This is a genomic window from Paenisporosarcina sp. P4_B8 (genome assembly GCF_056402175.1).
Map to the genome: position 1 here is coordinate 127,938 of NZ_JBFUHX010000008.1, position 25,070 is coordinate 153,007.

Below are 25,070 nucleotides of genomic sequence, written 5' to 3' on the forward strand. Positions count from 1 at the left end.
CATTCGAAATGGAGCAGCTTTACTTTATTTCTTGAGATTTACGATAAGCAATCCAGTCTCCAGATGAAATCACAACTTTCTTCATCGTTTCATCACAAACAGTATACACAATGGCTTCTAAGATGCTTTCTCTTGTTTTTATATTCACCATTTGTTTCGTATAAAGATCCATTTCAGGGTCCCCTGTATAACCTTCAAGCACATCTAAATCCACCCACATATAATCGGGTACTTCGTAAACATCCCCTATTACTATTGATTCCTGAGCTAGCTCGATTGCAGGATAACCATCTCCTGTATCATACATAATCGCCGGAAGCGTAACCTTCTCATATAAAAGTTGTGCACCTTCGAGAACATGATGATTCTTTTCTCCATAAAGCAACGTCCCATATGCAAATAACTTCATACGACATTCCCCTTTTGTCTCTATAATTCAAAAAAGGGTCAGCCGACAAGTCGACTAACCCGAAAATATTTTATACGTTGAAACGGAATAACATAACGTCGCCGTCTTGTACGATGTATTCTTTACCTTCCAAACGCACTTTCCCTGCTTCTTTTGCAGAAGCCATTGAACCGTTTGTAACCAAGTCATCATAAGAAACAGTCTCGGCACGGATGAAACCACGTTCGAAGTCTGTATGGATGACACCTGCACATTGAGGTGCTTTCATGCCTTTACGGAATGTCCAAGCACGAACTTCCTGCACGCCTGCTGTAAAGTATGTTGCAAGTCCCAATAATTGATATGCGGCTTTTACAAGCTGATCCAGACCTGATTCTTTAATCCCCAACTCGTCAAGGAACATCGCTTTCTCTTCCTCGTCAAGCTCAGCCATTTCTTCTTCAATCTTCGCACACACAACAATAACTTGTGCATTATCTACTTTAGCGAATTCACGAACTTTTTGAACATATTCATTTTCATCAGCATTCGCAATTTCATCTTCCGCCACATTTGCTACATACAGCATAGGTTTGATTGTTAATAAATGAAGACCTTTAACAACGCGTAATTCTTCTTCTGTAAATTCAACAGAACGAGCTGGCTTCTCTTCTTCAAAAGCATCACGAAGTTTGACCAATACTGGTTCTTCAACCATAGCATCTTTGTCTTTTTGTTTCGCCATTTTGCCTACACGTTGCAAACGTTTTTCAACGCTTTCCAAGTCAGCCAAAATTAACTCAAGATTGATTACTTCGATATCTGAAATCGGATCTACTTTCCCTGCTACGTGTGTAACGTTCTCATCAGCAAAACAACGTACCACTTGGCAAATTGCATCTACTTCACGAATGTGAGCCAAGAATTTATTTCCTAGTCCTTCACCTTTACTGGCACCTTTTACAATCCCGGCAATATCAGTGAACTCAAAAGCTGTAGGAACCGTTTTCTTTGGAACAACAAGTTCTGTTAATTTATTTAGACGCTCGTCCGGCACTTCTACAATTCCAACGTTTGGATCAATTGTACAGAATGGATAGTTTGCAGCTTCTGCGCCTGCTTTAGTTATTGCATTAAATAGAGTAGATTTACCGACATTCGGCAAGCCCACGATTCCCGCTGTTAACGCCATATTAGTTCCCAACCTTTCATAACTTACGAGTTCTATATTCATGTGTGTATAGTCATTTTCAACGCTTGATTGAAGCTTTTACTTTTCATTTAACTAATCTATTATAAATTTTTGTCAACCAAAAGTCTATTCCTCTGTGGAAGGCTCAGCTGCTTTAATTACTTTTTTCATCTTTTTCTCGAATTCTCTTCTTGGAATCATCACACTGTGCTGGCAACCTTCACATTTTATCCGCACATCTGCGCCTGTGCGAATGATTTTCCATTCATTCGTTCCGCAAGGGTGCTGCTTTTTCATTTCAACAATATCACCCAGCTCAAAGGATTTCGTGTTCATCAGACTTTCCCCTTGTCTTCAGACTTCACAGGATCCCCAGTACCCGAATCAACCGATCCTGTTTTCTTTTGGTACATCACCATTTTCGGATATGGAATTTCGATTCCATGTTCGTCCATGAATATTTTCAGGTCACGACGGATTATTCGCGCTACTGCGAAATGTTGCATCGGCTTTGTTTCCGCAGTAATACGCATGACCACTTCAGAAGCAGCTAGATTTTGAACACCCAGTAACTCAGGTTCTTTAACCAATTGCTCGTATTTTTCAGGAAGACTCGATAAAAACTCTCCAATAAGCTCTTCCGCTTTTGGAATATCCGTTTCAAGTGCAACACTCACGTCGACAATCGCAATTGAATTGTTTAATGAGTAATTGATAACTTCCACAATCGTTCCGTTAGGGAAAATGTGAATCTCCCCGTTTAATCCTTTTAATTTAGTTGTTCGCAAACCAATCTCTTGTACAGACCCTTCTGATGCACCGATTCGAACATAGTCTCCGACAGAAAATTGATCCTCAAAAATAATAAAGAATCCCGTGATGACATCACGAACTAAGTTTTGTGCACCAAAACCAACAGCCAAACCGAGTACCCCTGCCCCAGCCAGCAAGCCCGTCACATCAATCGTCAATGCAGAAAGGACTGCCAGAAGCGCAGCAAAGTATACAACATAAGCAACTACATTTTGGAGTAATTTGAGTAATGTATTCTGTCTGCGTTCCGAGTAGCGCAAGGGTGCTTTCATACGGACTTCAAATACTTTACGAATGACCACTTTAAATATTTTCACAAAAATTCCTGCTAAGAACATAATGAATATTACTTTTAGCGTAATAACGCCAGCAGCAATCCATATTTCCTCATCTAATAGAAAATCTTTGACACTTTCAATCGTCTTGTTAATGTGAATGTCCACTTGATAACTACCACCTTTTTGAATAAAGCCCATTTCTAATACGTATACTACGAAAAAAGAGAGTGAGCTAACCTATGTTTGCATTTTCGTCTCAATTACATTCAGAAGATTTTTCCTATCAAGATTCAGGTGTTGCCTGGCGCTTAAGCTCGCTTTTTCTTCAACTTATACCATTTGATAAACCGAATCTCACTTTTTGTTGCATAGGCACCGACCGGTCTACTGGAGACTCTCTAGGACCATTAATCGGAACTTGGCTTCGCGACCATCCTACATTTCCGTATGAAGTGATTGGTACTTTGCAGCAACCTTTGCACGCTTTGAATTTACAACAAACAGTCGAGTCACTTCAAGCGAGAACATTAACTCCTTATATAGTTGCCATAGATGCTTGCTTAGGGAAAGTTGAAAAAATCGGACATATTGTTATCGAAAAAGGTCCTCTTTTCCCCGGCAAAGCAGTAAAAAAGGAATTGCCGCCTATTGGAGACCTTTCCATTAAAGGCATTGTAAATGTTGGTGGTTATCAGGAATATACCGTCTTGCAAAACACTAGACTTCAATTACCTTATGATATGGGCAAAGTTTTGTCCCGTGCTCTTCTACTCGCTTGGCAAAGGCACCAAATGAAAATAGTACGCAATAGCCACGACGATAGCTACCACGAGAATGCCTGGCAGTAAATTGGCTACTCTTATCTTGGTCAAACCAATCATATTTAAACCAATTGCTACGATCATGATTCCGCCGGTTGCAGTCATTTCCTGAATATATAAAGCAAGTGCTTCTTGTGGAATAACACGGCTGATTTGAGTGGCAAAAAGTGCGATCGTGCCTTGATATAAAATAACCGGAACGGCTGACAAAAGAACACCAATTCCCAGAGTGGTAGCCAATATGATCGAAGTAAACCCATCTATCAACCCTTTTACAATTAATAAATCATGATCATTTCGCAGTCCACTATCTAAGGATCCAATGACTGCCATCGATCCAATAACGAAAATCAATGTAGCTGATACAAAACCCTGTGCAATACTTATATTTTCGCCTTTTTTATTTTTGCCAACTTTCGATTCCAACCAATGGCCAAATCGATTGAGTTGATGGTCTAAATCAATCCACTCTCCAATTACTGCACCAACAACCAAACTAATAATAACGATTAAGAACTGACCGCTTTCAAAACCCATTTGAAGTCCTATAACAGTAACAGCAAGCCCAATGGCATACATCACTGTTTGCTTCATATTTTCCGGGATGTTTTTCAACAATCTTCCAATGATTGTTCCCACAATGATGAGAAGCGCGTTAATCAATGTCCCTAATAACACCATACGGAACTCCTCATTTCAGCTAAAAATAGAACCTATCCCCTCAAAGTTAAATTCTTTAAGGGAATAGGCAGTTTAGTCTTCTAATAATTCTAAAATACGTTCAAGATCATCTTCAGAGAAAAACTCAATTTCGATTTTCCCTTTGTTTTTCGATTTCTTGATTGAAACGGTTGTGCCGAAATATTCACGCAGTTGTGATTCTTTTTCTTTAATAAAGATATCTTTGTTTGGAACTTTTGATGTTTCACGTGAAACATCTTCATTCATTCTTTGAACGAGTGATTCAAGTTGACGAACATTCAAGTTTTCTTTCATCACTTTTTCAGCAATTGAAGGTATCAGCTTTTTACGCTTTAATCCAAGCAATGCTCTCCCATGTCCCATTGATAGTTTATTAGATGAAATTAGCTCTCGCACAACATCAGGTAATGATAGCAAGCGGATATGATTGGCAATATGAGGACGACTTTTCCCTAAACGAAAAGCTAATTGCTCTTGTGTGAGGCTCAGGTTTTCCATAAGGTTTTGGTAAGCATCTGCTTCTTCAATCGGTGTTAAATCTTCACGTTGTAAATTTTCAAGAATCGCAATTTCCATCATTTGTTGATCTGTGAATTCACGAATTACAGCAGGAATCTCTTTCAAACCAGCAGCTTTTGATGCTCGGAAACGACGTTCCCCTACAACAATTTCAAATAACTTGCCTCTTCTTCTTAAAATTATCGGTTGTAGAACACCGTGTTCTTTAATGGATTCAGTTAACTCACCTAATGCTGTTTCATCAAAAATTTTGCGTGGTTGATATGGGTTTACTTTAATATCTCTTACAGGGACTTTTTCAACACTTTCCATTTGATTGATTGATTCTCCTGGAAATAGTGCATTAATTCCTTTACCTAAGCCTTTAGACATTACGAATCACTTCCTTCGCCAAATCTAGATATACTTCTGCACCACGAGATTTTGGATCGTAAATAATAATAGGTTCTCCATGACTTGGCGCCTCGCTTAAACGAACATTACGAGGAATAATCGTTTTATACACTTTATCTTGGAAGTATTTTTTTACTTCTTCAATTACTTGGATTCCGAGGTTCGTACGTGCATCAAACATTGTCAATAAAACTCCGTCAATAACAAGTTGATTATTTAAGTGTTTTTGTACCAATCGAATGGTACTCAATAACTGGCTGAGACCTTCCAATGCGTAATACTCACACTGCACTGGAATTAAAATAGCATCTGAAGCCGTCAATGCATTAATCGTCAGCAAACCTAGTGATGGCGGACAATCTATGATGATATAATCATATTCTTCTTTCACTTCTTGAAGGGCCCTTTTTAAACGCACCTCACGAGAAATGGTAGAAACTAGTTCAATTTCAGCACCCGCCAATGAAATTGTTGCAGGAACTACATGTAAATTTTCAACTTTAGTTTCCAAAATTACTTTTTTTACGTCTATATCATCTATTAGAACATCATAAATACATTGTTGTACGTCACCTTTATTAACGCCAACTCCACTTGTAGCATTTCCTTGGGGATCCGTATCCATTAATAATACTTTTTTCCCTAAGTACGCAAGGCATGCGCTCAAACTTACAGATGTTGTCGTTTTACCCACGCCGCCTTTTTGATTGGCGATCGCAATGATTCTTCCCACGCTTGCACCTGCTTTCCTCTAGTTGTCGCTTCTCAGCATTTCTTCCCAGATATTTCTACCTTATCAGAACTTTCCGCTTTTCCTTTCATTCTAACAAAATTTTGATTAAAAAAGGATTATATTCTGATTACAAACAAAAAAACTCTTGCCATTTTCAGAGCAAGAGTTCACGATTTCGTAATATCAAGATTTCTTTTTCGGGATTTTCACAGTAATTTGGTAGAAATCCTCAAGTTCTTCTTCTTCCGTTTCCATCTTAATTCCCGTTTTTGCAACCATCGCAAATGACTGTCTGAGTGTATTCAGTGCAATCCTTACATCACGACTGACTGTCTTTCTTTTCGGCTTTTCTTTTTTACCTTCAACGACTGGTGGGTTTAACAGGTCCTCCACTTTCTTTTCCAGCTGCTTCACATTATATTGTTGCTCCACTACTTCCTGGAAAAGTGCGATTTGCTGTTCTTCTTCTTTAATGGGCATGAGCGCTCGTGCATGACGCTCTGAGATTTCACGCTTCAAAATTCCATCCTGAATCACTTGTGGAAGTTTCAGCAGTCTTAATTTGTTGGCAACAGTTGATTGACCTTTGCCTAAACGTTGAGCCAAAGCTTCTTGTGTAAGTTCATGAAGTTCCAACAACTTTTGATAAGCCAATGCTTCTTCAATAGCTGTTAATTCTTCGCGTTGTAAATTTTCAATCAAAGCAATTGATGCTGTTTCTTTATCACTTAAATTACGTACGATAGCAGGAACTTCTTCCCACTCAAGCTTCGTCATCGCACGGAAACGACGTTCCCCCGCAATAATCTCATATCGTCCATCGTCCATTTGACGAACTACGATTGGTTGAATAACCCCGTGTGTATGAATGGTACGAGCCAATTCTTCAATTTTGGACTCATCAAAAACAGTCCGCGGTTGAAAACGATTCGGAACAATCGATTGCAAAGGGATTTTCATTACTTCTTCATATTGTTCAACTGTTTGCTTTGTAGCCGCTATCTCTTTTTCGCCACTCCCAAAAAAACGTGAAAAAGGACTTTTCATCCCCTGCACCACCTTTAAGAAACTACCTACTTGTATTAATTCGAGACAAATCTCTTCAATCCTTTATTAATGTTTCACGTGAAACACAATACTACAATGGAGTTTTATTTGGAACTCCAGGTTTTCTCGGATATTTTTTAGGGGTGCTCTTTACTTTATTAAAAACAAACAATGATCTTTCACTATTTTCTACAGGCAGTGTGAAAGAATATTCTTGAATTTTTTCAGCACCCAAAATTGTTAAAGCTTTTTTTGCATCATTTAGTTCGTCTTGAGCCGCTGCAGCTTTCATCGCCACAAACTGACCTCCGACTTTAACTAATGGTATGCAAAGTTCCGACAATACAGATAATCTCGCTACCGCTCTCGCTGTGACAATATCATACTGTTCCCTGTAATTTGGATTTTGTCCAAATTCTTCTGCTCGGGCATGTACAAATTGAACATTGGAAAGTCCCAATTGCTCACTTAAATGTGTGAGAAATTGAATCCGCTTGTTCAATGAATCAACAATAGTTACATGCAATTGAGGGAAGCAAATTTTCAAAGGTATACTTGGGAATCCCGCTCCTGCACCTACATCACAAATTGATTGGCCTTTGGAAAAATCCACATAAAAAGCCATGCTGATTGAATCATAAAAATGCTTTAAGTAAACGGATGGTTGATCAGTGATTGCAGTTAAGTTCATTTTTTCGTTCCACTCAACAAGCAGTTCGAAATATTTATGAAATTGTTGAAGTTGTTCAGGGGTTAAAATAATCCCTTTTTCTCTTAGTGCTTCAACAAATTGTTGTTGGTTCATATTGGACCCCTTCCGTATATGAAGAGTGGCTAAATGCTGAATTTAGCGAATAGCCACTTTTATACTTATCCGGATATTTTCGCTATTCTACCTTGTTCAATATACACCAGAAGGATAGAAATGTCAGCAGGATTTACACCTGATATTCTAGATGCTTGTGCAATTGATAAAGGTCTAACTTCTTTCATCTTCTGCTTCGCTTCAGTAGCGATACCAGAAATGGCATCGTAGTCAATTAAATCCGGAATTTTTTTATCTTCCATTTTCTTTAATTTCTCTACTTGTTGAAGTGCTTTTTCGATATAACCTTCGTACTTAATTTGAATTTCGATTTGATCCTTCATTTCATCTGTTAAGTCGATTGGTGAAGGAGAAAGCTGTGCAATATCATCATACGTCATTTCAGGGCGCTTTAGTAAGTCCTGACCTTTTATTCCGTCTTTAAGTTCAGTGCCGCCTTTAGAACGGATAATTTCTTGCGTTTCTTCATTCGGCTTAATAATCGTTTTTCTTAATCGGACGATTTCTTCATCGATCAATTTCTTCTTCGCTTCAAAACGCTCGTAACGTTCCTCCGAAATCAATCCTGCTTCGAATCCGATTTTGGTTAATCTCAAGTCTGCATTGTCATGACGTAACAATAATCGATATTCTGCTCTCGACGTAAGCAAACGGTAAGGTTCATTCGTTCCTTTTGTCACTAAATCATCAATTAACACACCGATATACGCATCTGAACGGCTTAAAATGATTTCTTCTTTATTTAAAGAACGAGCCGCAGCATTCATACCAGCCATCAACCCTTGACCAGCTGCTTCTTCATAACCAGATGTTCCGTTAATTTGACCAGCAGTATATAAATTACGGATTTTTTTCGTTTCCAACGTTGGCCATAATTGGGTAGGTACCATTGCATCGTACTCAATCGCATATCCTGCTCGCATCATTTCAGCTTTTTCCAATCCTGGAATGCTTTCTAGCAACTTACGTTGTACATGTTCAGGCAAGCTTGTTGAAAGTCCTTGTACATATACTTCACGCGTATTGCGCCCTTCAGGCTCCAAGAAGATTTGGTGACGTGGTTTGTCATTGAAACGTACCACTTTGTCTTCAATGGAAGGACAATAACGTGGACCTGTACCTTTAATCATGCCTGAATACATTGGTGATAAATGCAAGTTTTCATCAATTATCTGGTGAGTGCGTTCATTCGTATACGTCAACCAACAAGGCATTTGATCCATGATATATTCAGTCGTTTCATAACTGAATGCTCGTGGTAAGTCATCGCCTGGCTGAATCTCTGTTTTGCTGTAATCAATCGTTTTACTGTTTACGCGTGGCGGTGTTCCTGTTTTAAAACGTACCAAATCAAATCCTAAATCTCGAAGATTATCTGCCAATTTCAATGAAGGTTGTTGATTATTTGGTCCACTTGAATATTTCAAATCACCAATGATAATTTCACCACGTAAAAATGTTCCAGTTGTTACAATCACCGTTTTTGCACGGTAGATTGCCCCGACTTGTGTAATAACACCTTTTATTTCGTCGTCTTCAATAATTAATTCCTCAACCATCGCCTGATGGATGGACAAGTTCTCTTGTTCTTCCATTAAGCGTTTCATCTCAGCTTGATATAACACTTTATCGGCTTGTGCACGTAAAGCACGTACAGCTGGGCCTTTACCTGTATTCAACATTCTCATTTGAATATGCGTTTTGTCGATGACTTTCCCCATTGCGCCTCCAAGGGCGTCAATTTCCCGGACAACTATTCCTTTAGCCGGGCCTCCGATAGATGGATTACATGGCATAAATGCAATCATATCTAAATTAATTGTTAAAACGAGTGTTTTTGCACCCATTCCCGCTGCTGCTAAAGCTGCTTCAGAACCGGCATGGCCAGCTCCAATAACAATAACATCGAACGAGCCCGCTTCAAATTTCTGCATGTTCGTTCATTCCTTTCGTTTATCCAAATTTTTTATATTCAAGCTTTCCGCTCTTTTATGTCTAGCTTCAAGCGCCAGCTCGCACCTAAGCTTCAGAACCGGTGTCGAGCAAAAGTGGCGCATTTAACTTGGGCCCACAGGATGTGGGTCATGAAGGCGTTGCCGCAAGGACGCGGCGAACTTAGCCTTCGTTCCACTTATTTCCCTAAACAGAATTGGGAGAACAGTTGGTCAATCAAACTTTCTTCTACTGTATCTCCAGTAATTTCACCTAAAATTTCCCACGTTCTGGTGACATCGATTTGGATCATATCGATTGGCACGGCAGCATGCGCTGCGTCTATTGCATCTTCAATTGTTTGTTTTGCCTGGTGCAATAAAGCAATGTGACGAGCATTTGAGACATACGTCAAATCGCCACTTTCCAGAGATCCTTCAAAGAATAATGAAGCAATTGCTTCCTCGAGTTGATCCACTCCTTCTTCTTGTAATAAAGAAGTGGTCACGATTTTTCGGTTCCCTGCAAGTTCTTCTACACGTTGACTATCGATTTTCTTCTCTAAATCGGTTTTATTGATTACCACAATAAAGTCCATGCCTTCGATTGCTTCAAATAAACGCTCATCCTCAGGTGTTAGCTCGTCCGAATGGTTCAGTACCAAAAGAATCAAATCGGCTTGTTTAAGAACTTGTCTGGAGCGTTCTACACCGATTCGTTCAACAATGTCTTCTGTTTCCCGAATCCCGGCAGTATCAATGAGCTTTAACGGTACGCCACGGACATTTACATACTCTTCAATAATGTCACGTGTTGTCCCCGCTACATCGGTAACAATCGCTTTATTTTCTTGCACTAAACTATTTAATAAAGAGGACTTCCCTACATTCGGTCGACCGATAATGACAGTAGATAAGCCTTCTCTTAATATTTTCCCTTGAGATGAAGTACGCAATAACCCTTCAATTTCTTGTTTCACCCAAGATGACTTTTCAATAATCATGGGCAATGTCATTTCTTCCACATCATCATACTCTGGATAGTCGATGTTCACTTCTACCTGTGCCAACGTTTCTAACAATGCTTGTCGCAAGCTGGCAATGAGTCGTGATAATTTTCCATCCATTTGACCTAGTGCAACATTCATTGCACGATCAGTCTTGGCACGAATTAAATCCATAACAGCTTCTGCTTGAGATAAGTCGATACGTCCATTTAAAAATGCACGTTTCGTGAATTCTCCCGGCTCCGCTAATCGAGCACCATGTCTCAGTACTAACTGCAACACTCGATTTACGGTAACGATACCTCCGTGACAATTTATTTCAACTACGTCTTCTCGTGTAAAGGTTTTTGGACCTTTCATTAAAGACAGCATGACTTCTTCTACTACGTCGCCTGATTCAGGCTCTATTAAATGTCCATAATGGATCGTGTGTGATGCTTGACTACTTAATTTTTTTTCTCCAGGCGAACGAAAAATTTGATCAGCTATGGAAACTGCTTCTGATCCACTTAATCGCACAATCGCAATTGCTCCCTCACCCATTGGTGTGGATATCGCAGTAATCGTATCGAATTCCATGATCGCCCACCTCCTGTCTACTAGTTATCCACATGTGGATAACTGAAAAAACGGTCATGATTCTCTAACATACAACAATAGCATAAAATCACTAAAATCGAAAGTCGCAAACGTCATTTCGACAACAAGAAAACGGACCTTTTCGTCAAGTGACGTCAAGGTCCGCTGTTCATTACTTTAATGGTTCAATTACGAGATAACGATTAGGATCTGTTCCTACTGATACGGTCTCAATATCCAACCGTCTGGATAAAGCGTGGTGTATCACTTTTCTTTCATAAGAAGGCATTGGTTCAAACTCTACTTTTTTTCCAGTTCGGATTGCTTTATCCGCCATACGTTCAGCTAATTGTTCCAAAGATTCTTGACGGCGCTCGCGGTAATTTTCTACATCAAGCTGAATCATCAAAAAATGGTTAGCATACTTGTTTGCAACTAATTGTGATAATTGTTGCAAAGCGTTTAACGTTTGCCCTCGTTTTCCAATAAGTACAGCAGCTTTTTTACTTTCCAGTCGAAGCGTAACATATTTACCGTTCTGCTCCGTATGAATCGTTAAATCGTCAATTTTCATTTCTTTTGCAATAAGGTTTATATATGCTTTCGTTTCTTCAACTGCCTCGCCTTGAGTGGACTCGACTTTCTTAGAAACTCCTTTTTCTTGCAATGGCGCTACTGTTTTTTCTGTCGGGTCTTCTACCGACTCAACAGTGACAATTTCAGTCTCTTGCACAACGGGTGGTGCTTCCTTTACTGTAACTTGCACTTCTGCAAGTTTGGAGCCAAAACCTAAAAATCCTTTTTTACCTTCAGTTAAAACGTTAATGGTGACTTGATCTCTGGTTGTCTCAAGTTTAGCTAATGCAGCAGATATCGCTTCTTCAGTTGTTGAACCCGTTTGCGTAATCTGATTCACTTTTTAGCCCCTCCAGTTTTAGCAGGTTGAAGTGTACGTTTTTCCCATGGTTTGTAAATGATCATGTTTTGAGTCAATGAAATGATATTTCCGATTACCCAGTACAATGTTAAGGCTGAAGGTAAGAAAATACCGAACCCGATAATCATAATAGGCATGAAATACATCATGATCTTCATTTGAGGGTTGTTCATTGCTTGACCAGTACGTAATACCAGGAACTGCATGATTCCTGCAAGAACCGCAAGAATAATACTCGGTTCAGCAAGCTCAAACCATAAGAAGCTGCCTAAGTTAATTTCTTCTGTATTATTCATGCGACTGATCGCATGATAGAAACCGATTAGGATAGGCATTTGAATGACTACTGGCAAACAGCCCGCAGCTGGATTCACACCTTTTTCTTTAAATAACGCCATCATTTCTTGTTGATACTTTTGTTGCGTAGCCGCATCTTTTGAGCTGTATTTTTGCTTGAGTTTAGCAAGTTCAGGTTGAACATCTTGCATATTCTTTGCACTCTTTGTTTGTTTGATCATTAAAGGAAGAATCGCCAAACGAATTATAATTGTCACCACGACAATACCTAATCCGTAAGATCCGAGTAGTTCCTTGAACAATGTAATGAAAGAAACGAGAGGCCAAACAATAAATTCGTTCCAAAATCCTTTACTGTCCTCATAAATCGGTTGATCATACTCTGTACATCCACTAAGTAATAGCGTGACAGAAACAAGCATGAGGATAATAAGTAAGCGTTTGTTCACCCTTCTTCCCCCTAAAACGACATTCCATTTCTTCTATATATATATACATGAAAAATTTCTTGTCTTTATTACTTGATCTTTTGAATCATTTTAGCGATTTTCAAAACGTGCTGCAAACTTTTCTTTGTTTCATGAAAATCTAAACTGGCCGCCTGATTTCTGGCGATAATGACATAATCCATGTTCGGGTTGATTTCATCTTTCAGTTCCAAGAAAGATTGTCTGATATAGCGTTTGATTTGGTTGCGGACGACTGCATTTCCGACTTTTTTACTCACGGATAGGCCGATGCGAAACTCCTCTTGTCCTTCTTTCGGTAAGAAATATAAGACAAACTGGCGATTCGCAAAGGATTTACCGCGTTTAAAAATCTTTTGAAACTCTGTATTCTTCTTTACTCGTTGACGTTTATTCATGCTTCACCTTCTCCACCTGATCATTCACTTCTAATAGGTAAAGAAAAAAAAGACCACTGATGCGGATCAGTGGGCTTAAGCTGATAATACTTTTCTTCCTTTACGACGACGTGCTGCTAATACGCGACGGCCGTTTTTAGAACTCATACGAGAACGGAATCCGTGAACTTTACTATGTTTGCGTTTATTTGGTTGGTATGTGCGTTTCATCTATGTGACACCTCCTGAAAAATTGAAAGTCGATTTATCTTATAGACAGTCTTGGATATTATATATAGTTTGACCCCTAAATGTCAATAGCATTTCGAAATATCGTTCTCTTTCGGTGTAAATTCATCTGGTTATAAGTTGTCCACATATATGAAGTTTTCTACACACAGCACTGTGGATAACGAATTTGGGGCATTTTTTCTATCCACAACACTTATCTACAACTTTTTAACAAACTCACGGGCTGTGGACAACAGTAGTGTGCATGAATATGCATTTTGTGGATAACCATCGAGAACGCTTGTAATTTCTAGTTATTTTTGATACGATGTTTGTGTTTTACTCTTCAAAACCGAAAATCAGTATTCGTTGTTATCCACAACTGTTGATAATCTGTGGATAGCTTATCCCAAGGCTCTGATTAACCTTTATCCACAACTTGTGGTTTTGTGCATGACTATACATATTATGTGTAAGATTGTCGATAAAAAATATTTTAAAGAAGGAGGTACGTTGTTGGAACATTTAGAAGAACTATGGTCGAGCGTTCTTGCTCAAGTGGAGCAAAAAATCTCGAAACCTAGCTTTGAAACGTGGCTCAAATCTACAAAAATGTTGACCTATCAAGGAGATACAGTGACAATTGCCGCTCCAAACTCATTTGCACGTGATTGGCTTGATACGCATTATGTACATTTGATAGCCGGTATATTGACCGAATTGACGGGGGAAGGCCTGTCCATCAGATTTGTTGTACCAAAAGATCAAAGTATGGAAGATTTCTCGCTTCCAAAACCGATCATTCCAATGAAAGATGATGAGCAACCAGAGTATTCACCTGGCATGCTTAATTCAAAATATACATTTGATACCTTTGTTATCGGTTCAGGTAACCGATTTGCGCATGCAGCATCACTTGCGGTGGCGGAAGCGCCAGCAAAAGCCTATAATCCTCTGTTTATCTACGGGGGAGTAGGACTTGGAAAAACCCACTTAATGCATGCAATTGGGCACTATGTACAGGAACATAACCCAAATGCAAAAGTTGTTTATTTATCTTCTGAAAAATTCACGAATGAATTCATTAATTCTATTCGTGATAATAAAACGGTAGATTTCCGTAACAAGTACCGTAGCGTGGATGTACTATTAATAGACGATATTCAATTTTTGGCCGGAAAAGAACAAACTCAGGAAGAATTTTTCCACACATTCAATACATTGCATGAAGAATCAAAGCAAATTGTCATTTCAAGTGACAGACCACCAAAAGAAATTCCAACATTGGAAGATCGTTTACGTTCCCGCTTTGAATGGGGCTTAATTACGGACATCACGCCTCCAGACTTAGAGACGCGTATTGCCATCTTGCGTAAAAAAGCGAAAGCAGATGGCTTGGACATCCCAAATGAAGTCATGATGTACATCGCCAATCAAATCGATTCAAATATTCGTGAGCTCGAGGGTGCTTTGATTCGTGTGGTTGCATATTCTTCTTTAGTTAATAAGGATATGAATTCGGATTTAGCAGCTGAGGCATTGAAGGATATTATGCCGAATGCAAAGCCACGTAAAATTACGATTTTGGATATTCAAAAAACGGTGGGTGAGCACTTCCATATACGTTTAGAGGATTTTACAGCGAAGAAACGAACGAAATCTATTGCTTTTCCAAGACAAATTGCCATGTATCTTTCTCGAGAATTGACGAGTTTCTCTTTACCTAAGATTGGAGAGGAATTTGGAGGCCGTGATCATACAACGGTTATTCATGCACATGAAAAAATTTCTACTCTATTAAAAGAAGATCAGGCCCTTCAACAAGACCTGAAACAAATTAAGAGTCTATTAGGCAAGTCTTAACAGTTGTGGATAACCCCACATTGGACAGCCTAGTTTATACACAGTCTATCTACATGTGGATAGGCTGATTTTATTCGGCAAAATGGACTTATCAACAAATCCACAGGCCCTATTACTATATCTATTATTCTTTTAAAACATTAATAAATATATAAGCGAGGTATAATCATGAAATTTGAAATCATGCGTGAACGGTTATTAGATGGGTTAAACGATGTAATGAAAGCAGTAAGTTCTAAAACGACGATTCCTATTTTGACGGGAATAAAATTAGAAGTTACTGAAGAAGGTTTGCACTTAACTGGTAGTGATTCTGATATTACGATTCAAACTTTTATTAAAGCTGAAGAAAATGGCGAACAAGTAATTCGTGTAATTGAAGAAGGGACAATTGTTGTTCAAGCTCGTATGTTCAACGAAATCGTTCGTAAGTTACCAACAAGTGATGTGGAAATTGAAGTAAATGAACAATATCAAACGCATATTCGTTCAGGTAAATCAGAATTCCATTTAATTGGACTGGATGCTTCTGAATATCCATTACTTCCAGAAATTCAAGATGATCGCCAGTTTGTCATTCCAGCAGATTTATTGAAATCAATTGTTCGTGAAACAGTATTCGCAGTATCAACTTCTGAAAGTCGTCCTGTATTAACAGGTGTTCATTGGGAAGTGAAAAATGGAGAGCTTGTTTGTGTAGCAACAGACAGTCACCGTCTAGCTCGACGTAAAACGACTTTGGAACAACTACCTGAGGGAGAATATAGCGTAGTAATTCCAGGAAAGAGCTTAAATGAATTAAGCAAAATCATTGGAGACTCATCAGAACCAGTTCATATCGTCATGACACAACAACAAGTGTTATTTAAAACTTCTGATGTATTATTCTATTCACGTTTACTTGAAGGAAATTATCCTGATACATCTCGTTTAATTCCGAATGAATACAAAACAACGGTAACCGTAAACGGGAAAGCATTACTACAAGCGATCGACCGTGCTTCTTTATTGGCACGAGAAGAACGCAATAATATTGTTCGATTTAGCTCCTTGGAAGGCAATGTTGTTGAAATTTCATCCAGTTCACCAGAAGTAGGGAAAGTGGAAGAAGAAATTCAAGCAACATCTATCGAAGGAGAAGAACTAAAAATCTCGTTTAGCGCGAAATATATGATGGATGCATTAAAAGCTGTGGATGGTCAAGATGTAATGGTTCAATTCACCGGTGCAATGCGCCCATTCATCATAAAATCAGTTCATGATGATGCAATTTTGCAACTCATTTTACCTGTTCGCACATATTAAAAATAAATTATTCAAAGGGTAGTCCTCTATTGGGCTATCCTTTTTTACTTCTTGGTGAAAATGAAGTAAAATGAAGGGATAGACTAAAAAGCGAAGGATGTAATTAACTTGAAAGAACTTGAAATTGGAACGGAATATGTAACCCTTGGGCAAGTACTGAAAATGACTGACGTAATAAGCTCAGGTGGGATGGCAAAATGGTTTTTATCGGAAAATGAAGTATTGATAAACGGGGAAGTAGATCAAAGACGTGGACGTAAACTTCGTCATGGAGATTTAGTAAACATCCCTGGAGTAGGCGAACTTCGCATTGTGGATCCATTGAGCGGGCAATAATATGCACATAGAAAGTCTGGAATTAACGAACTACCGAAACTACGAATCGTTAGCGTTAAATTTTTCAAAAACAATCAATGTCTTGATTGGCGAAAATGCACAGGGAAAAACCAACATCATGGAATCGATTTATGTGTTATCCATGGCAAAATCTCACCGAACGTCCAATGATAAAGAATTGATACGTTGGGCTGAAGAATATGGTAAAATAAAAGGTGATGTTCATAAAAAATATGGTCGCTTACCGCTTGAATTGACTTTATCCAAAAAAGGCAAAAAAGCAAAAGTGAATCATTTAGAACAAAACCGTTTAAGTGATTATATCGGTCAACTAAATGTGGTGATGTTTGCACCAGAAGATTTGCATCTTGTAAAAGGCAGTCCTCAAGTAAGAAGACGTTTTTTGGATATGGAAATTGGGCAAATATCGCCTGTTTATTTACACGATTTATTAACGTTTCAAAAATTATTAAAACAGCGTAACCATTTACTGAAAATGCATCAAGGAAAATCATCTGTAAATGATGTGATGTTTGATGTTTATACTGATCAATATATTCAAGCAGCTGTCAGTGTTATCCGTAAAAGATTTCAATTTATGGAGCTTCTTCAAAAATGGGCAGAACCGATTCATTTCGGGATTTCCCGTGGACTTGAAAAATTAGAAGTTCGTTATAACCCTGTCAGTGGCCTTGACCAAAATGCGACATTTGAACAAATGGCTGATTTTTTGCAGCAAAAATTGCAAGCAGGCAAAGCGCAAGAATTAGCGAGAGGTGTAACATTAACCGGTCCTCACCGGGATGATCTGCAGTTTTTCGTTAATGGCTATGACGTGCAAACTTATGGTTCTCAAGGACAACAACGTACAACTGCATTGTCGCTTAAACTTGCAGAGATCGAATTAATCAAACAAGAAGTCGGGGAATCACCGGTATTGTTACTGGATGATGTGTTATCCGAACTTGATGACTACAGACAATCTCATTTATTAAATACCATCCAGGGAGAAGTTCAAACCTTCGTTACCACAACAAGTGTGGATGGCATCGATCATGAAACGATTACGCAAGCCGCAATATTTAATGTGAAGCAAGGACATGTTGAAGGAGGAGCGTGAGTGTTTTGTATGTGGTTATCGGCAAGACCATTGTCGTCAAGTACAGCGAAATCCTCACGATATTAGATTTTCGCGAGATAAAGGATGAGACGGAGCGGGACTCGTGGTTGCAAAATCCACGTACACGATGCTTGGTAGAAATACCACGTGTAAAGTCTTTAATCGTCACTCCTTTTTTAACGTATGCATCACCTCTTAGTCCGCAGAACATCGTAAAGAAATTTATTCAATTCCCAGGGGCAAGTCCCCTTCAGAACAATAGCGATAAGACAGTAGGAAAGAGCAGGTGAGCTAAATGGCGATGGAAGAAAAAGAACTGCAATCTTATGATGCTGATCAGATACAAGTATTAGAAGGTTTGGAAGCGGTACGTAAACGTCCAGGAATGTACATTGGTTCGACGAGTTCAAAAGGACTTCACCATCTTGTATGGGAAATCGTAGATAATGCAATTGACGAAGCCTTGGCTGGTCATTGTGATGAAATTGCCATCACAATCGAGAAAGACAATTGGATTAAAGTTGATGATAACGGTCGCGGAATTCCTGTTAGCAACCATGAGAAAATGGGACGTCCAGCGGTTGAAGTCATTATGACTGTATTGCATGCCGGCGGTAAATTTGGCGGTGGCGGATACAAAGTTTCTGGGGGTCTACATGGTGTTGGTGCCTCGGTAGTAAACGCCCTTTCGGAAATAACGGAAGTATATGTTCATCGTGATGAAAAGCTTCATTACATCAAATTTGAGCGTGGTGCAGTAACAAAAGAATTAGCAATTGTCGGGGAAACTGACAAGACTGGTTCTACTGTCCGTTTTAAAGCGGATCCAGAAATTTTTACCGAAACAACAGTCTACGAATATGATATTTTAGCGAACCGCTTACGTGAGCTAGCTTACTTGAACCGCGGTTTGAAAATTATCATATCGGATGAGCGTGAAGAAGAAGTGCGCACGAACACTTACTATTACGAGGGTGGTATTAAGTCGTACGTTGAGCACTTGAATAAATCAAAAGAGCCGATTCATGACGAACCGATTTATATCGAAGGTGAAAAAGACGGCATTTCAATTGAAATCGCTATGCAATATAACAGTGGTTACTCGTCTAATATTTTCTCATTCGCGAACAATATCAATACGTATGAAGGCGGTACGCACGAATCTGGCTTTAAAATGGCGTTAACGCGCGTAATCAATGATTACGGACGCAAAAACAACATGATCAAAGATGCCGACACGAATTTAACAGGTGATGATGTGCGTGAAGGATTGACTGCCATTGTGTCAGTCAAACATCCAGATCCACAATTTGAAGGACAAACGAAAACGAAATTAGGAAACTCTGAAGTGAGCACAATTACGAATTCATTGTTTTCGGAAGCGTTTGAACGTTTTATGCTGGAGAATCCATCGGTTGCCCGTAAAGTCATTGATAAAGGATTAATGGCTGCACGTGCACGTGTTGCAGCGAAAAAAGCGCGTGAATTCACACGCCGTAAGTCCGCTTTGGAAGTATCAAGTTTACCTGGTAAACTCGCTGACTGTTCTTCTCGTGTTCCTGCAGATAGTGAACTGTATGTAGTAGAGGGTGACTCTGCCGGCGGTTCAGCAAAATCAGGACGTGATCGTCATTTCCAAGCGATTTTACCGTTAAAAGGGAAAATTTTGAACGTGGAAAAAGCACGTTTAGATAAAATTTTATCGAATACTGAAATCCGTGCGATCATTACAGCTCTTGGAACGGGTATCGGTGACGAATTTGCGTTGGAAAAAGCACGTTATCATAAAATCGTCATTATGACGGATGCCGATGTAGATGGTGCCCATATCCGAACTTTATTATTAACTTTCTTATTCCGTTTCATGCGTCCGTTAATTGAAGCGGGTTATGTATATATTGCTCAGCCTCCATTGTTCCAGATTAAACAAGGGAAAAATGTGGAGTATTGTTATTCAGATAAGCAACTAGCAGAAATCCTGGAGCGCTTGCCAAAACAACCAAAACCAGTTATTCAACGTTACAAAGGTCTTGGAGAGATGGATGCGACTCAATTATGGGATACAACAATGGATCCAGCCGTTCGTACTTTGTTGCAAGTAAACTTAGAAGATGCGATTGATGCAGATGAAACATTTGAACGTTTGATGGGGGACGAAGTAGAACCTCGCCGTCAATTCATCGAAGAAAATGCAATTTATGTGAAAAACTTGGATATTTAATACCCCAAGTGAAGGGAGGTCGCCTGCGTGACGAATATAGCAAATGATGGAGTTAAAGGAATTAATATCAGTACAGAGATGAAAACGTCATTCCTTGACTATGCAATGAGTGTTATTGTTCAACGAGCTCTTCCAGATGTTCGGGACGGTTTAAAACCTGTTCATCGCCGTATTTTATATGCGATGCAAGATTTGGGGAATACGGCAGAAAAACCGTACAAAAAATCTGCTCGTATTGTTGGAGACGTAATTGGTAAGTACCATCCACATGGTGATACGGCCGTTTATGACACAATGGTTCGAATGGCGCAACACTGGAGTTATCGTTATATGTTAGTAGATGGTCACGGAAACTTTGGATCAGTTGATGGAGATGCGGCGGCAGCAATGCGTTATACCGAGTCTCGTATGTCGAAAATCGCGATGGAATTACTGCGTGATATCAACAAAAACACAATTGACTTCAAAGATAATTATGATGGCCAAGAAAAAGAACCGATTGTCCTACCAAGTCGTTATCCAAACTTATTGGTAAACGGTACGTCAGGGATTGCAGTTGGTATGGCAACAAATATTCCGCCACATCATTTGGGTGAAACCATTGAAGCTGTGTTGGCACTTGCTGAAAATGAAGCCATCACTACTGAAGAGCTAATGGAAATCATTCCAGGTCCTGATTTCCCAACTGGTGGTATTATTTTAGGACGAAGCGGCATTCGTCGTGCTTATGAAACAGGGCGTGGATCTGTCATTATCCGCGGTAAAGTTGAAATTGAACAAAAATCGAATGGCAAAGAAGTCATTTTAGTTCATGAACTTCCATTCCAAGTGAATAAGGCCCGCCTTATCGAAAAAATCGCGGAACTTGTGCGCGATAAGAAAATTGACGGCATTACAGATCTTCGCGATGAGTCAGACCGTAACGGAATGCGCATCGTCATTGAAGTCCGTAAAGACGCCAATGCTAACGTTCTATTAAACAATTTATATAAACAAACAGCTCTTCAATCAAGTTTTGGTGTGAATATGCTGGCGCTTGTCGATGGCCAGCCAAAAGTACTTGGCTTGAAAGAGATTTTATATCATTATTTAGAGCACCAAAAAGTCGTCATTAAACGACGTACACAGTTTGAACTGACAAAAGCTGAAGACCGAGCTCACATTTTAGAAGGTCTTCGTATCGCTTTGGATCATATTGATGAAATCATTGCATTGATCCGTAGTTCACAGACGGGAGAAGAAGCAAAACAAGGATTAATTGCTCAATTCAACTTGTCTGAACGTCAAGCCCAAGCAATTCTTGATATGCGTCTTCAACGTTTAACTGGTTTGGAACGCGATAAAATTGAAGAAGAATACAAGGAACTTCAAAAACTGATTGCAGAACTTCGAGCAATTTTAGCGGACGAATTGAAAGTTATTCAAATCATTCGTGAAGAATTGAATGAAATCAAAGAGCGTTTCAGCGATAAACGACGTACGGAAATTACTGCAGGTGGCGCTGAAATGATGGAAGACGAAGACTTGATTCCACGTGAGAATTCTGTTCTGACTTTGACTCATAATGGATACATTAAACGTCTGCCGGTAAATACGTATCGTAGCCAAAAACGTGGTGGACGAGGCGTACAAGGAATGGGTACGAATGAAAATGATTTCGTCGAACATCTCCTATACACTTCTACTCACGATACCATCCTGTTCTTTACCAACACAGGTAAGGTGTATCGTGCGAAAGGATACGAAATTCCTGAGTACGGTCGTACAGCTAAAGGATTGCCAATCGTCAATTTATTAGGTGTCGATAAAGAAGAGAAAGTTACCGCAATGATTCAGATGGCATCATTTGAAGACGATGCGTACTTCATTTTTACCACGCGTCTGGGTGTAACGAAACGTACGCCAGTCAGTGGATTTGCCAATATTCGAGCGAACGGTCTTATCTCAATCTCTTTAAGAGACGACGATGAGTTGATTTCTGTGCGATTGACCGATGGGAAACAACACATCATCATCGGAACTCGTAAAGGTATGCTCGTACGTTTTGAAGAAACAGATATCCGTTCAATGGGACGTACAGCATCTGGAGTTCGAGGAATTCGATTACGTGAAGACGATCACGTCGTAGGTATGGAAATCCTGGAGCCAGGTCAGGAAGTATTGGTAGTGACGGAGAATGGTTACGGAAAACGTACACCTGAAGAAGAGTATCGTTTGCAGTCTCGTGGTGGAGTTGGTATTAAGACAAGCCAAATCACCGATAAAACTGGTCCATTATCCGCAGTTAAAGCGGTTGATGGTTCAGAAGATTTGATGCTCATCACGATTAATGGAATGTTAATTCGAATGGATGTTAACAGCATTTCTATCACTGGCCGCAGCACGCAAGGTGTTCGCTTGATTCGTTTAGGCGATGATGAACTTGTGGCAACTGTCGCAAAAGTAGAGAAAGCTGAAGATGAAGAAGAATTTGATGAAGATGGTGAAGAAAGCACAACTTCAATAGTTGATGGAGAAGAATCAACAACTGAAGCAAGTGAAGACTTACCGACAGAATCAGATTCATCAGAAGAATAATAGAAGGACTAAGGTGCATATGCGCCTTAGTCCTTTTTTTATGACTTGACTCTGTTAACTTTTTAAGGCCAACAGGATGTTGGTCACCACACGAGGTGGCGTTCTTAGCCTTCGTTCCTTTGTTTCTCACTGCGGGGTCTTTGCGACGAGTAACCGCAGGAGCAAAAGGTTTGTCGCAGATTCCCTCCTATCAACAACATCATCGTCATTTAACTGAGCCTATGACTTAATTACGTATCTACTTCAACAGTAGTTTTTTCATTGCTCCACTGCCAGAAGTTATGCTTTTTGCTTTTCAAGAATGTGCAGATTCCCCAAGTAGTAAAAGAAAATGCTGCACAAAATAATGACTGCGATTACAGAAAACAAGAAATCCCCGCCGAAGTCCTGAAGTAACCATCCACCAAGAACAGGACCAGTGAAATTTCCAATGGACCGAAACTGGCCTGCCCCAAAGTAAGTTCCTTTTCGATTCTCGGGTGCAATTTGATCAATAAAGACACTGGTGGATGGGAAAATGAAAATTTCACCTATGGTGACAATTGCCATTGCAATCATCATGCCAATTGCTGTGGTAGCAAAACCAAAACTTGCAAACCCGATAGCAAAGAAAAGACTCCCTAGTATCATGACACGGAGAACCGGCCATTTTTCAGTGATCAAACTTAAAGGAACTTGCAAAATGATAACGAGAATTGCATTGAGTGCAATGAGCTTAGCAAAAAGTGCTACCCCATCAGAAAACGACTGTTGTATGTATTGAGGTAAGTTCGAATCAATTTGAGAGTAGCCAACATTTATCAAGATGCCGCCAATAATAAATACGAGTAAAGTTTTATCTTTCCAAGTTACCATCAGCGTATCCATCAATGGCAATTGATGAACAGGCGTTACATGTGTAATTGAATGACGATTTAACATGATGAACAATGTTCCTCCATATAGAAGGTACATCAAACCCGTCAGTAAAAAAGGCAAAGAAGAAGAAAATTGTGCTACATACACCCCAAGAAGCGGACCAAGGGAAGCCCCAATGTTAATCGCCGTATATCTTAATGAGAATACACGCTTCCTTTGTTGTGGCGAAGTTAAATCTGCCATCATCGCCTGGGATGAAGGTTCAAAGAATGAACGGCAAAGACCATTTAAAGCATTTAGTGCCATAAACACGCCAATATGCGAAGCTTGAGAAAATCCAAAATAGACTAATCCCCAAACAAGTATGGTCCATAGCATGACCTTCTTGCGGCCATAACGATCTGAAAAGTAGCCCCCAATGAAGCCCCCTATGGTTCCGGTTAAAGGAGACAGGCCAATTGTGAGTCCAATCCAAACAGGATGAATTCCATGAGTGTTCGATAAATACAAGGCAAGGAAAGGAAGAGCCATAAAACTGGCACCTCTTGCAAAAACAGTTCCGATCAGTAATGTCCAGACAACAGGATGAAATGCAAACTTTTCTTTCATACTAAAACCTTCTTTCTAACTTTCATACTACGCTTACACAAGTAGTCTGGATAGTTCGAAAAATGAATAAAAGGTCTTCAGAATAAGTAATGACTTGTGGGGGAAGGGAATGCTTATTAAAACTATGAAAAGAATTGAAATTAATGATTCAATATATAGATGTAAGTCTGCATATTTATGGTAATTCAACACCATATATAGGGCAAATTATTTCTCGTACAATTACCACTGAAAAAACAATGAAAGAAATTGAATAAATCTCTGAAATACTGTTGACACTTGTTTGTGGAATTGTTATTATAAGTGAGTCGCTAAAACAAGCGGCAAACAAAAAAGAAAAAGCAAAACTTTTTGTTGACATGACAATTTGGATTTGCTATGATATAAAAGTTGCTGTTGCGAGAGTGACCAACGAAATGAACCTTGAAAACTGAACAGCAAAACGTCAACAATAAAGCGGAACACACTTCGGTGTGGGAAGCAAAACTTGAACTTGATTGTTCATTTTAAAACGTCATTAATTTGACGCCAGCAACAAAGTCGAGCTAATCGACTCACCTATTATGGAGAGTTTGATCCTGGCTCAGGACGAACGCTGGCGGCGTGCCTAATACATGCAAGTCGAGCGGAATGATGAAGAAGC

General features: G+C 39.4%; 24 protein-coding genes and 1 rRNA gene. 9 read left to right on the forward strand and 16 right to left on the reverse strand.

The features are described 5' to 3' along the window. Positions 1 to 19 precede the first annotated feature (19 nt). The 4 genes from AC1DSK_RS09750 to AC1DSK_RS09765 all read right to left on the reverse strand — a co-directional run bounded on the left by AC1DSK_RS09750 (position 20) and on the right by AC1DSK_RS09765 (position 2,836). Positions 20 to 409, reverse strand: coding sequence for a gamma-glutamylcyclotransferase family protein (locus AC1DSK_RS09750; protein WP_477547885.1), 390 nt, complete (start codon positions 407 to 409; stop codon positions 20 to 22). A 70-nt stretch (positions 410 to 479) separates the two neighbouring features. After that, positions 480 to 1,580 (reverse strand): redox-regulated ATPase YchF, encoded by a 1,101-nt coding sequence (ychF, locus tag AC1DSK_RS09755; RefSeq protein WP_342543801.1) that lies wholly within the window; start codon positions 1,578 to 1,580, stop codon positions 480 to 482. 126 nt (positions 1,581 to 1,706) lie between these two features. After that, complete coding sequence (locus tag AC1DSK_RS09760; protein ID WP_016428927.1) at positions 1,707 to 1,916, reverse strand: DUF951 domain-containing protein; 210 nt, start codon at positions 1,914 to 1,916, stop codon at positions 1,707 to 1,709. Next, a complete protein-coding gene (locus AC1DSK_RS09765; RefSeq protein ID WP_477547886.1) occupies positions 1,916 to 2,836 on the reverse strand; it encodes a mechanosensitive ion channel family protein in 921 nt (306 codons plus the stop codon). The genes AC1DSK_RS09760 and AC1DSK_RS09765 overlap by 1 nt, the downstream gene beginning before the upstream one ends. Positions 2,837 to 2,910: 74 nt before the next feature. On the opposite strand from AC1DSK_RS09765, the gene yyaC reads away from it, so the two are divergent. Beyond that, positions 2,911 to 3,519, forward strand: a complete 609-nt coding sequence (yyaC, locus tag AC1DSK_RS09770) for a spore protease YyaC (protein ID WP_477547887.1) — start codon at positions 2,911 to 2,913, stop codon at positions 3,517 to 3,519. Here the strand turns inward: yyaC and AC1DSK_RS09775 are convergent. The 11 genes from AC1DSK_RS09775 to rpmH form a co-directional block, all read right to left on the reverse strand. Continuing rightward, on the reverse strand, positions 3,439 to 4,173 hold the full coding sequence (locus tag AC1DSK_RS09775) for a DUF554 domain-containing protein (RefSeq protein ID WP_016428930.1): 735 nt from the start codon (positions 4,171 to 4,173) through the stop codon (positions 3,439 to 3,441). The genes yyaC and AC1DSK_RS09775 overlap by 81 nt on opposite strands. 72 nt (positions 4,174 to 4,245) lie before the next feature. Next, the gene (locus AC1DSK_RS09780) at positions 4,246 to 5,085 is read right to left on the reverse strand and encodes a ParB/RepB/Spo0J family partition protein (RefSeq protein ID WP_477547888.1); all 840 of its coding nucleotides are present in this window, start codon (positions 5,083 to 5,085) and stop codon (positions 4,246 to 4,248) included. Then, positions 5,078 to 5,839, reverse strand: a complete 762-nt coding sequence (locus AC1DSK_RS09785) for a ParA family protein (RefSeq protein ID WP_477547889.1) — start codon at positions 5,837 to 5,839, stop codon at positions 5,078 to 5,080. Before AC1DSK_RS09785 ends, AC1DSK_RS09780 begins: the two co-directional genes overlap by 8 nt. Positions 5,840 to 6,022: 183 nt before the next feature. Further along, a complete protein-coding gene (gene noc, locus AC1DSK_RS09790) occupies positions 6,023 to 6,886 on the reverse strand; it encodes a nucleoid occlusion protein (RefSeq protein ID WP_477547890.1) in 864 nt (287 codons plus the stop codon). A 91-nt stretch (positions 6,887 to 6,977) separates the two neighbouring features. After that, positions 6,978 to 7,691, reverse strand: a complete 714-nt coding sequence (rsmG, locus tag AC1DSK_RS09795) for a 16S rRNA (guanine(527)-N(7))-methyltransferase RsmG (protein WP_477547891.1) — start codon at positions 7,689 to 7,691, stop codon at positions 6,978 to 6,980. Between the two features lie 65 nt (positions 7,692 to 7,756). After that, complete coding sequence (mnmG, locus tag AC1DSK_RS09800) at positions 7,757 to 9,646, reverse strand: tRNA uridine-5-carboxymethylaminomethyl(34) synthesis enzyme MnmG (protein ID WP_477547892.1); 1,890 nt, start codon at positions 9,644 to 9,646, stop codon at positions 7,757 to 7,759. A 197-nt stretch (positions 9,647 to 9,843) separates the two neighbouring features. Further along, positions 9,844 to 11,229 (reverse strand): tRNA uridine-5-carboxymethylaminomethyl(34) synthesis GTPase MnmE, encoded by a 1,386-nt coding sequence (gene mnmE, locus AC1DSK_RS09805; RefSeq protein WP_016428936.1) that lies wholly within the window; start codon positions 11,227 to 11,229, stop codon positions 9,844 to 9,846. A gap of 172 nt (positions 11,230 to 11,401) precedes the next feature. Beyond that, positions 11,402 to 12,145: an RNA-binding cell elongation regulator Jag/EloR gene (gene jag, locus AC1DSK_RS09810; RefSeq protein WP_477547893.1), complete on the reverse strand. Its 744-nt coding sequence runs from the start codon at positions 12,143 to 12,145 to the stop codon at positions 11,402 to 11,404. Next, the gene (gene yidC / locus AC1DSK_RS09815; RefSeq protein WP_477547902.1) at positions 12,142 to 12,885 is read right to left on the reverse strand and encodes a membrane protein insertase YidC; all 744 of its coding nucleotides are present in this window, start codon (positions 12,883 to 12,885) and stop codon (positions 12,142 to 12,144) included. The genes jag and yidC overlap by 4 nt, the downstream gene beginning before the upstream one ends. Before the next feature lie 95 nt (positions 12,886 to 12,980). Next, positions 12,981 to 13,328 (reverse strand): ribonuclease P protein component, encoded by a 348-nt coding sequence (rnpA, locus tag AC1DSK_RS09820; RefSeq protein WP_477547894.1) that lies wholly within the window; start codon positions 13,326 to 13,328, stop codon positions 12,981 to 12,983. Positions 13,329 to 13,403: 75 nt separating this feature from the next. Beyond that, positions 13,404 to 13,538, reverse strand: a complete 135-nt coding sequence (gene rpmH, locus AC1DSK_RS09825) for a 50S ribosomal protein L34 (protein WP_016428940.1) — start codon at positions 13,536 to 13,538, stop codon at positions 13,404 to 13,406. A gap of 516 nt (positions 13,539 to 14,054) precedes the next feature. On the opposite strand from rpmH, the gene dnaA reads away from it, so the two are divergent. The 7 genes from dnaA to gyrA all read left to right on the forward strand — a co-directional run bounded on the left by dnaA (position 14,055) and on the right by gyrA (position 22,960). Further along, positions 14,055 to 15,401 (forward strand): chromosomal replication initiator protein DnaA, encoded by a 1,347-nt coding sequence (dnaA, locus tag AC1DSK_RS09830; RefSeq protein WP_477547895.1) that lies wholly within the window; start codon positions 14,055 to 14,057, stop codon positions 15,399 to 15,401. A gap of 168 nt (positions 15,402 to 15,569) precedes the next feature. Next, the gene (gene dnaN / locus AC1DSK_RS09835; protein ID WP_477547896.1) at positions 15,570 to 16,706 is read left to right on the forward strand and encodes a DNA polymerase III subunit beta; all 1,137 of its coding nucleotides are present in this window, start codon (positions 15,570 to 15,572) and stop codon (positions 16,704 to 16,706) included. A gap of 108 nt (positions 16,707 to 16,814) precedes the next feature. Next, positions 16,815 to 17,042 carry a S4 domain-containing protein YaaA gene (yaaA, locus tag AC1DSK_RS09840; RefSeq protein ID WP_016428943.1) on the forward strand — a complete coding sequence of 76 codons (228 nt, stop codon included), beginning with the start codon at positions 16,815 to 16,817 and terminating at the stop codon, positions 17,040 to 17,042. A gap of 1 nt (position 17,043) precedes the next feature. Further along, positions 17,044 to 18,162 (forward strand): DNA replication/repair protein RecF, encoded by a 1,119-nt coding sequence (recF, locus tag AC1DSK_RS09845; protein ID WP_477547897.1) that lies wholly within the window; start codon positions 17,044 to 17,046, stop codon positions 18,160 to 18,162. Continuing rightward, positions 18,159 to 18,452 carry a hypothetical protein gene (locus AC1DSK_RS09850; RefSeq protein ID WP_196930508.1) on the forward strand — a complete coding sequence of 98 codons (294 nt, stop codon included), beginning with the start codon at positions 18,159 to 18,161 and terminating at the stop codon, positions 18,450 to 18,452. Before recF ends, AC1DSK_RS09850 begins: the two co-directional genes overlap by 4 nt. Before the next feature lie 5 nt (positions 18,453 to 18,457). Further along, positions 18,458 to 20,383 (forward strand): DNA topoisomerase (ATP-hydrolyzing) subunit B, encoded by a 1,926-nt coding sequence (gyrB, locus tag AC1DSK_RS09855; RefSeq protein WP_016428946.1) that lies wholly within the window; start codon positions 18,458 to 18,460, stop codon positions 20,381 to 20,383. Positions 20,384 to 20,461: 78 nt separating this feature from the next. Beyond that, the gene (gene gyrA, locus AC1DSK_RS09860; RefSeq protein ID WP_477547903.1) at positions 20,462 to 22,960 is read left to right on the forward strand and encodes a DNA gyrase subunit A; all 2,499 of its coding nucleotides are present in this window, start codon (positions 20,462 to 20,464) and stop codon (positions 22,958 to 22,960) included. 279 nt (positions 22,961 to 23,239) lie between these two features. On the opposite strand, the gene AC1DSK_RS09865 is transcribed toward gyrA, so the two are convergent. Further along, positions 23,240 to 24,427, reverse strand: a complete 1,188-nt coding sequence (locus AC1DSK_RS09865; protein ID WP_477547898.1) for an MDR family MFS transporter — start codon at positions 24,425 to 24,427, stop codon at positions 23,240 to 23,242. A 560-nt stretch (positions 24,428 to 24,987) separates the two neighbouring features. Here AC1DSK_RS09865 and AC1DSK_RS09870 point away from each other — a divergent pair. After that, positions 24,988 to 25,070 (forward strand): 16S ribosomal RNA (locus tag AC1DSK_RS09870); the annotation flags it as partial.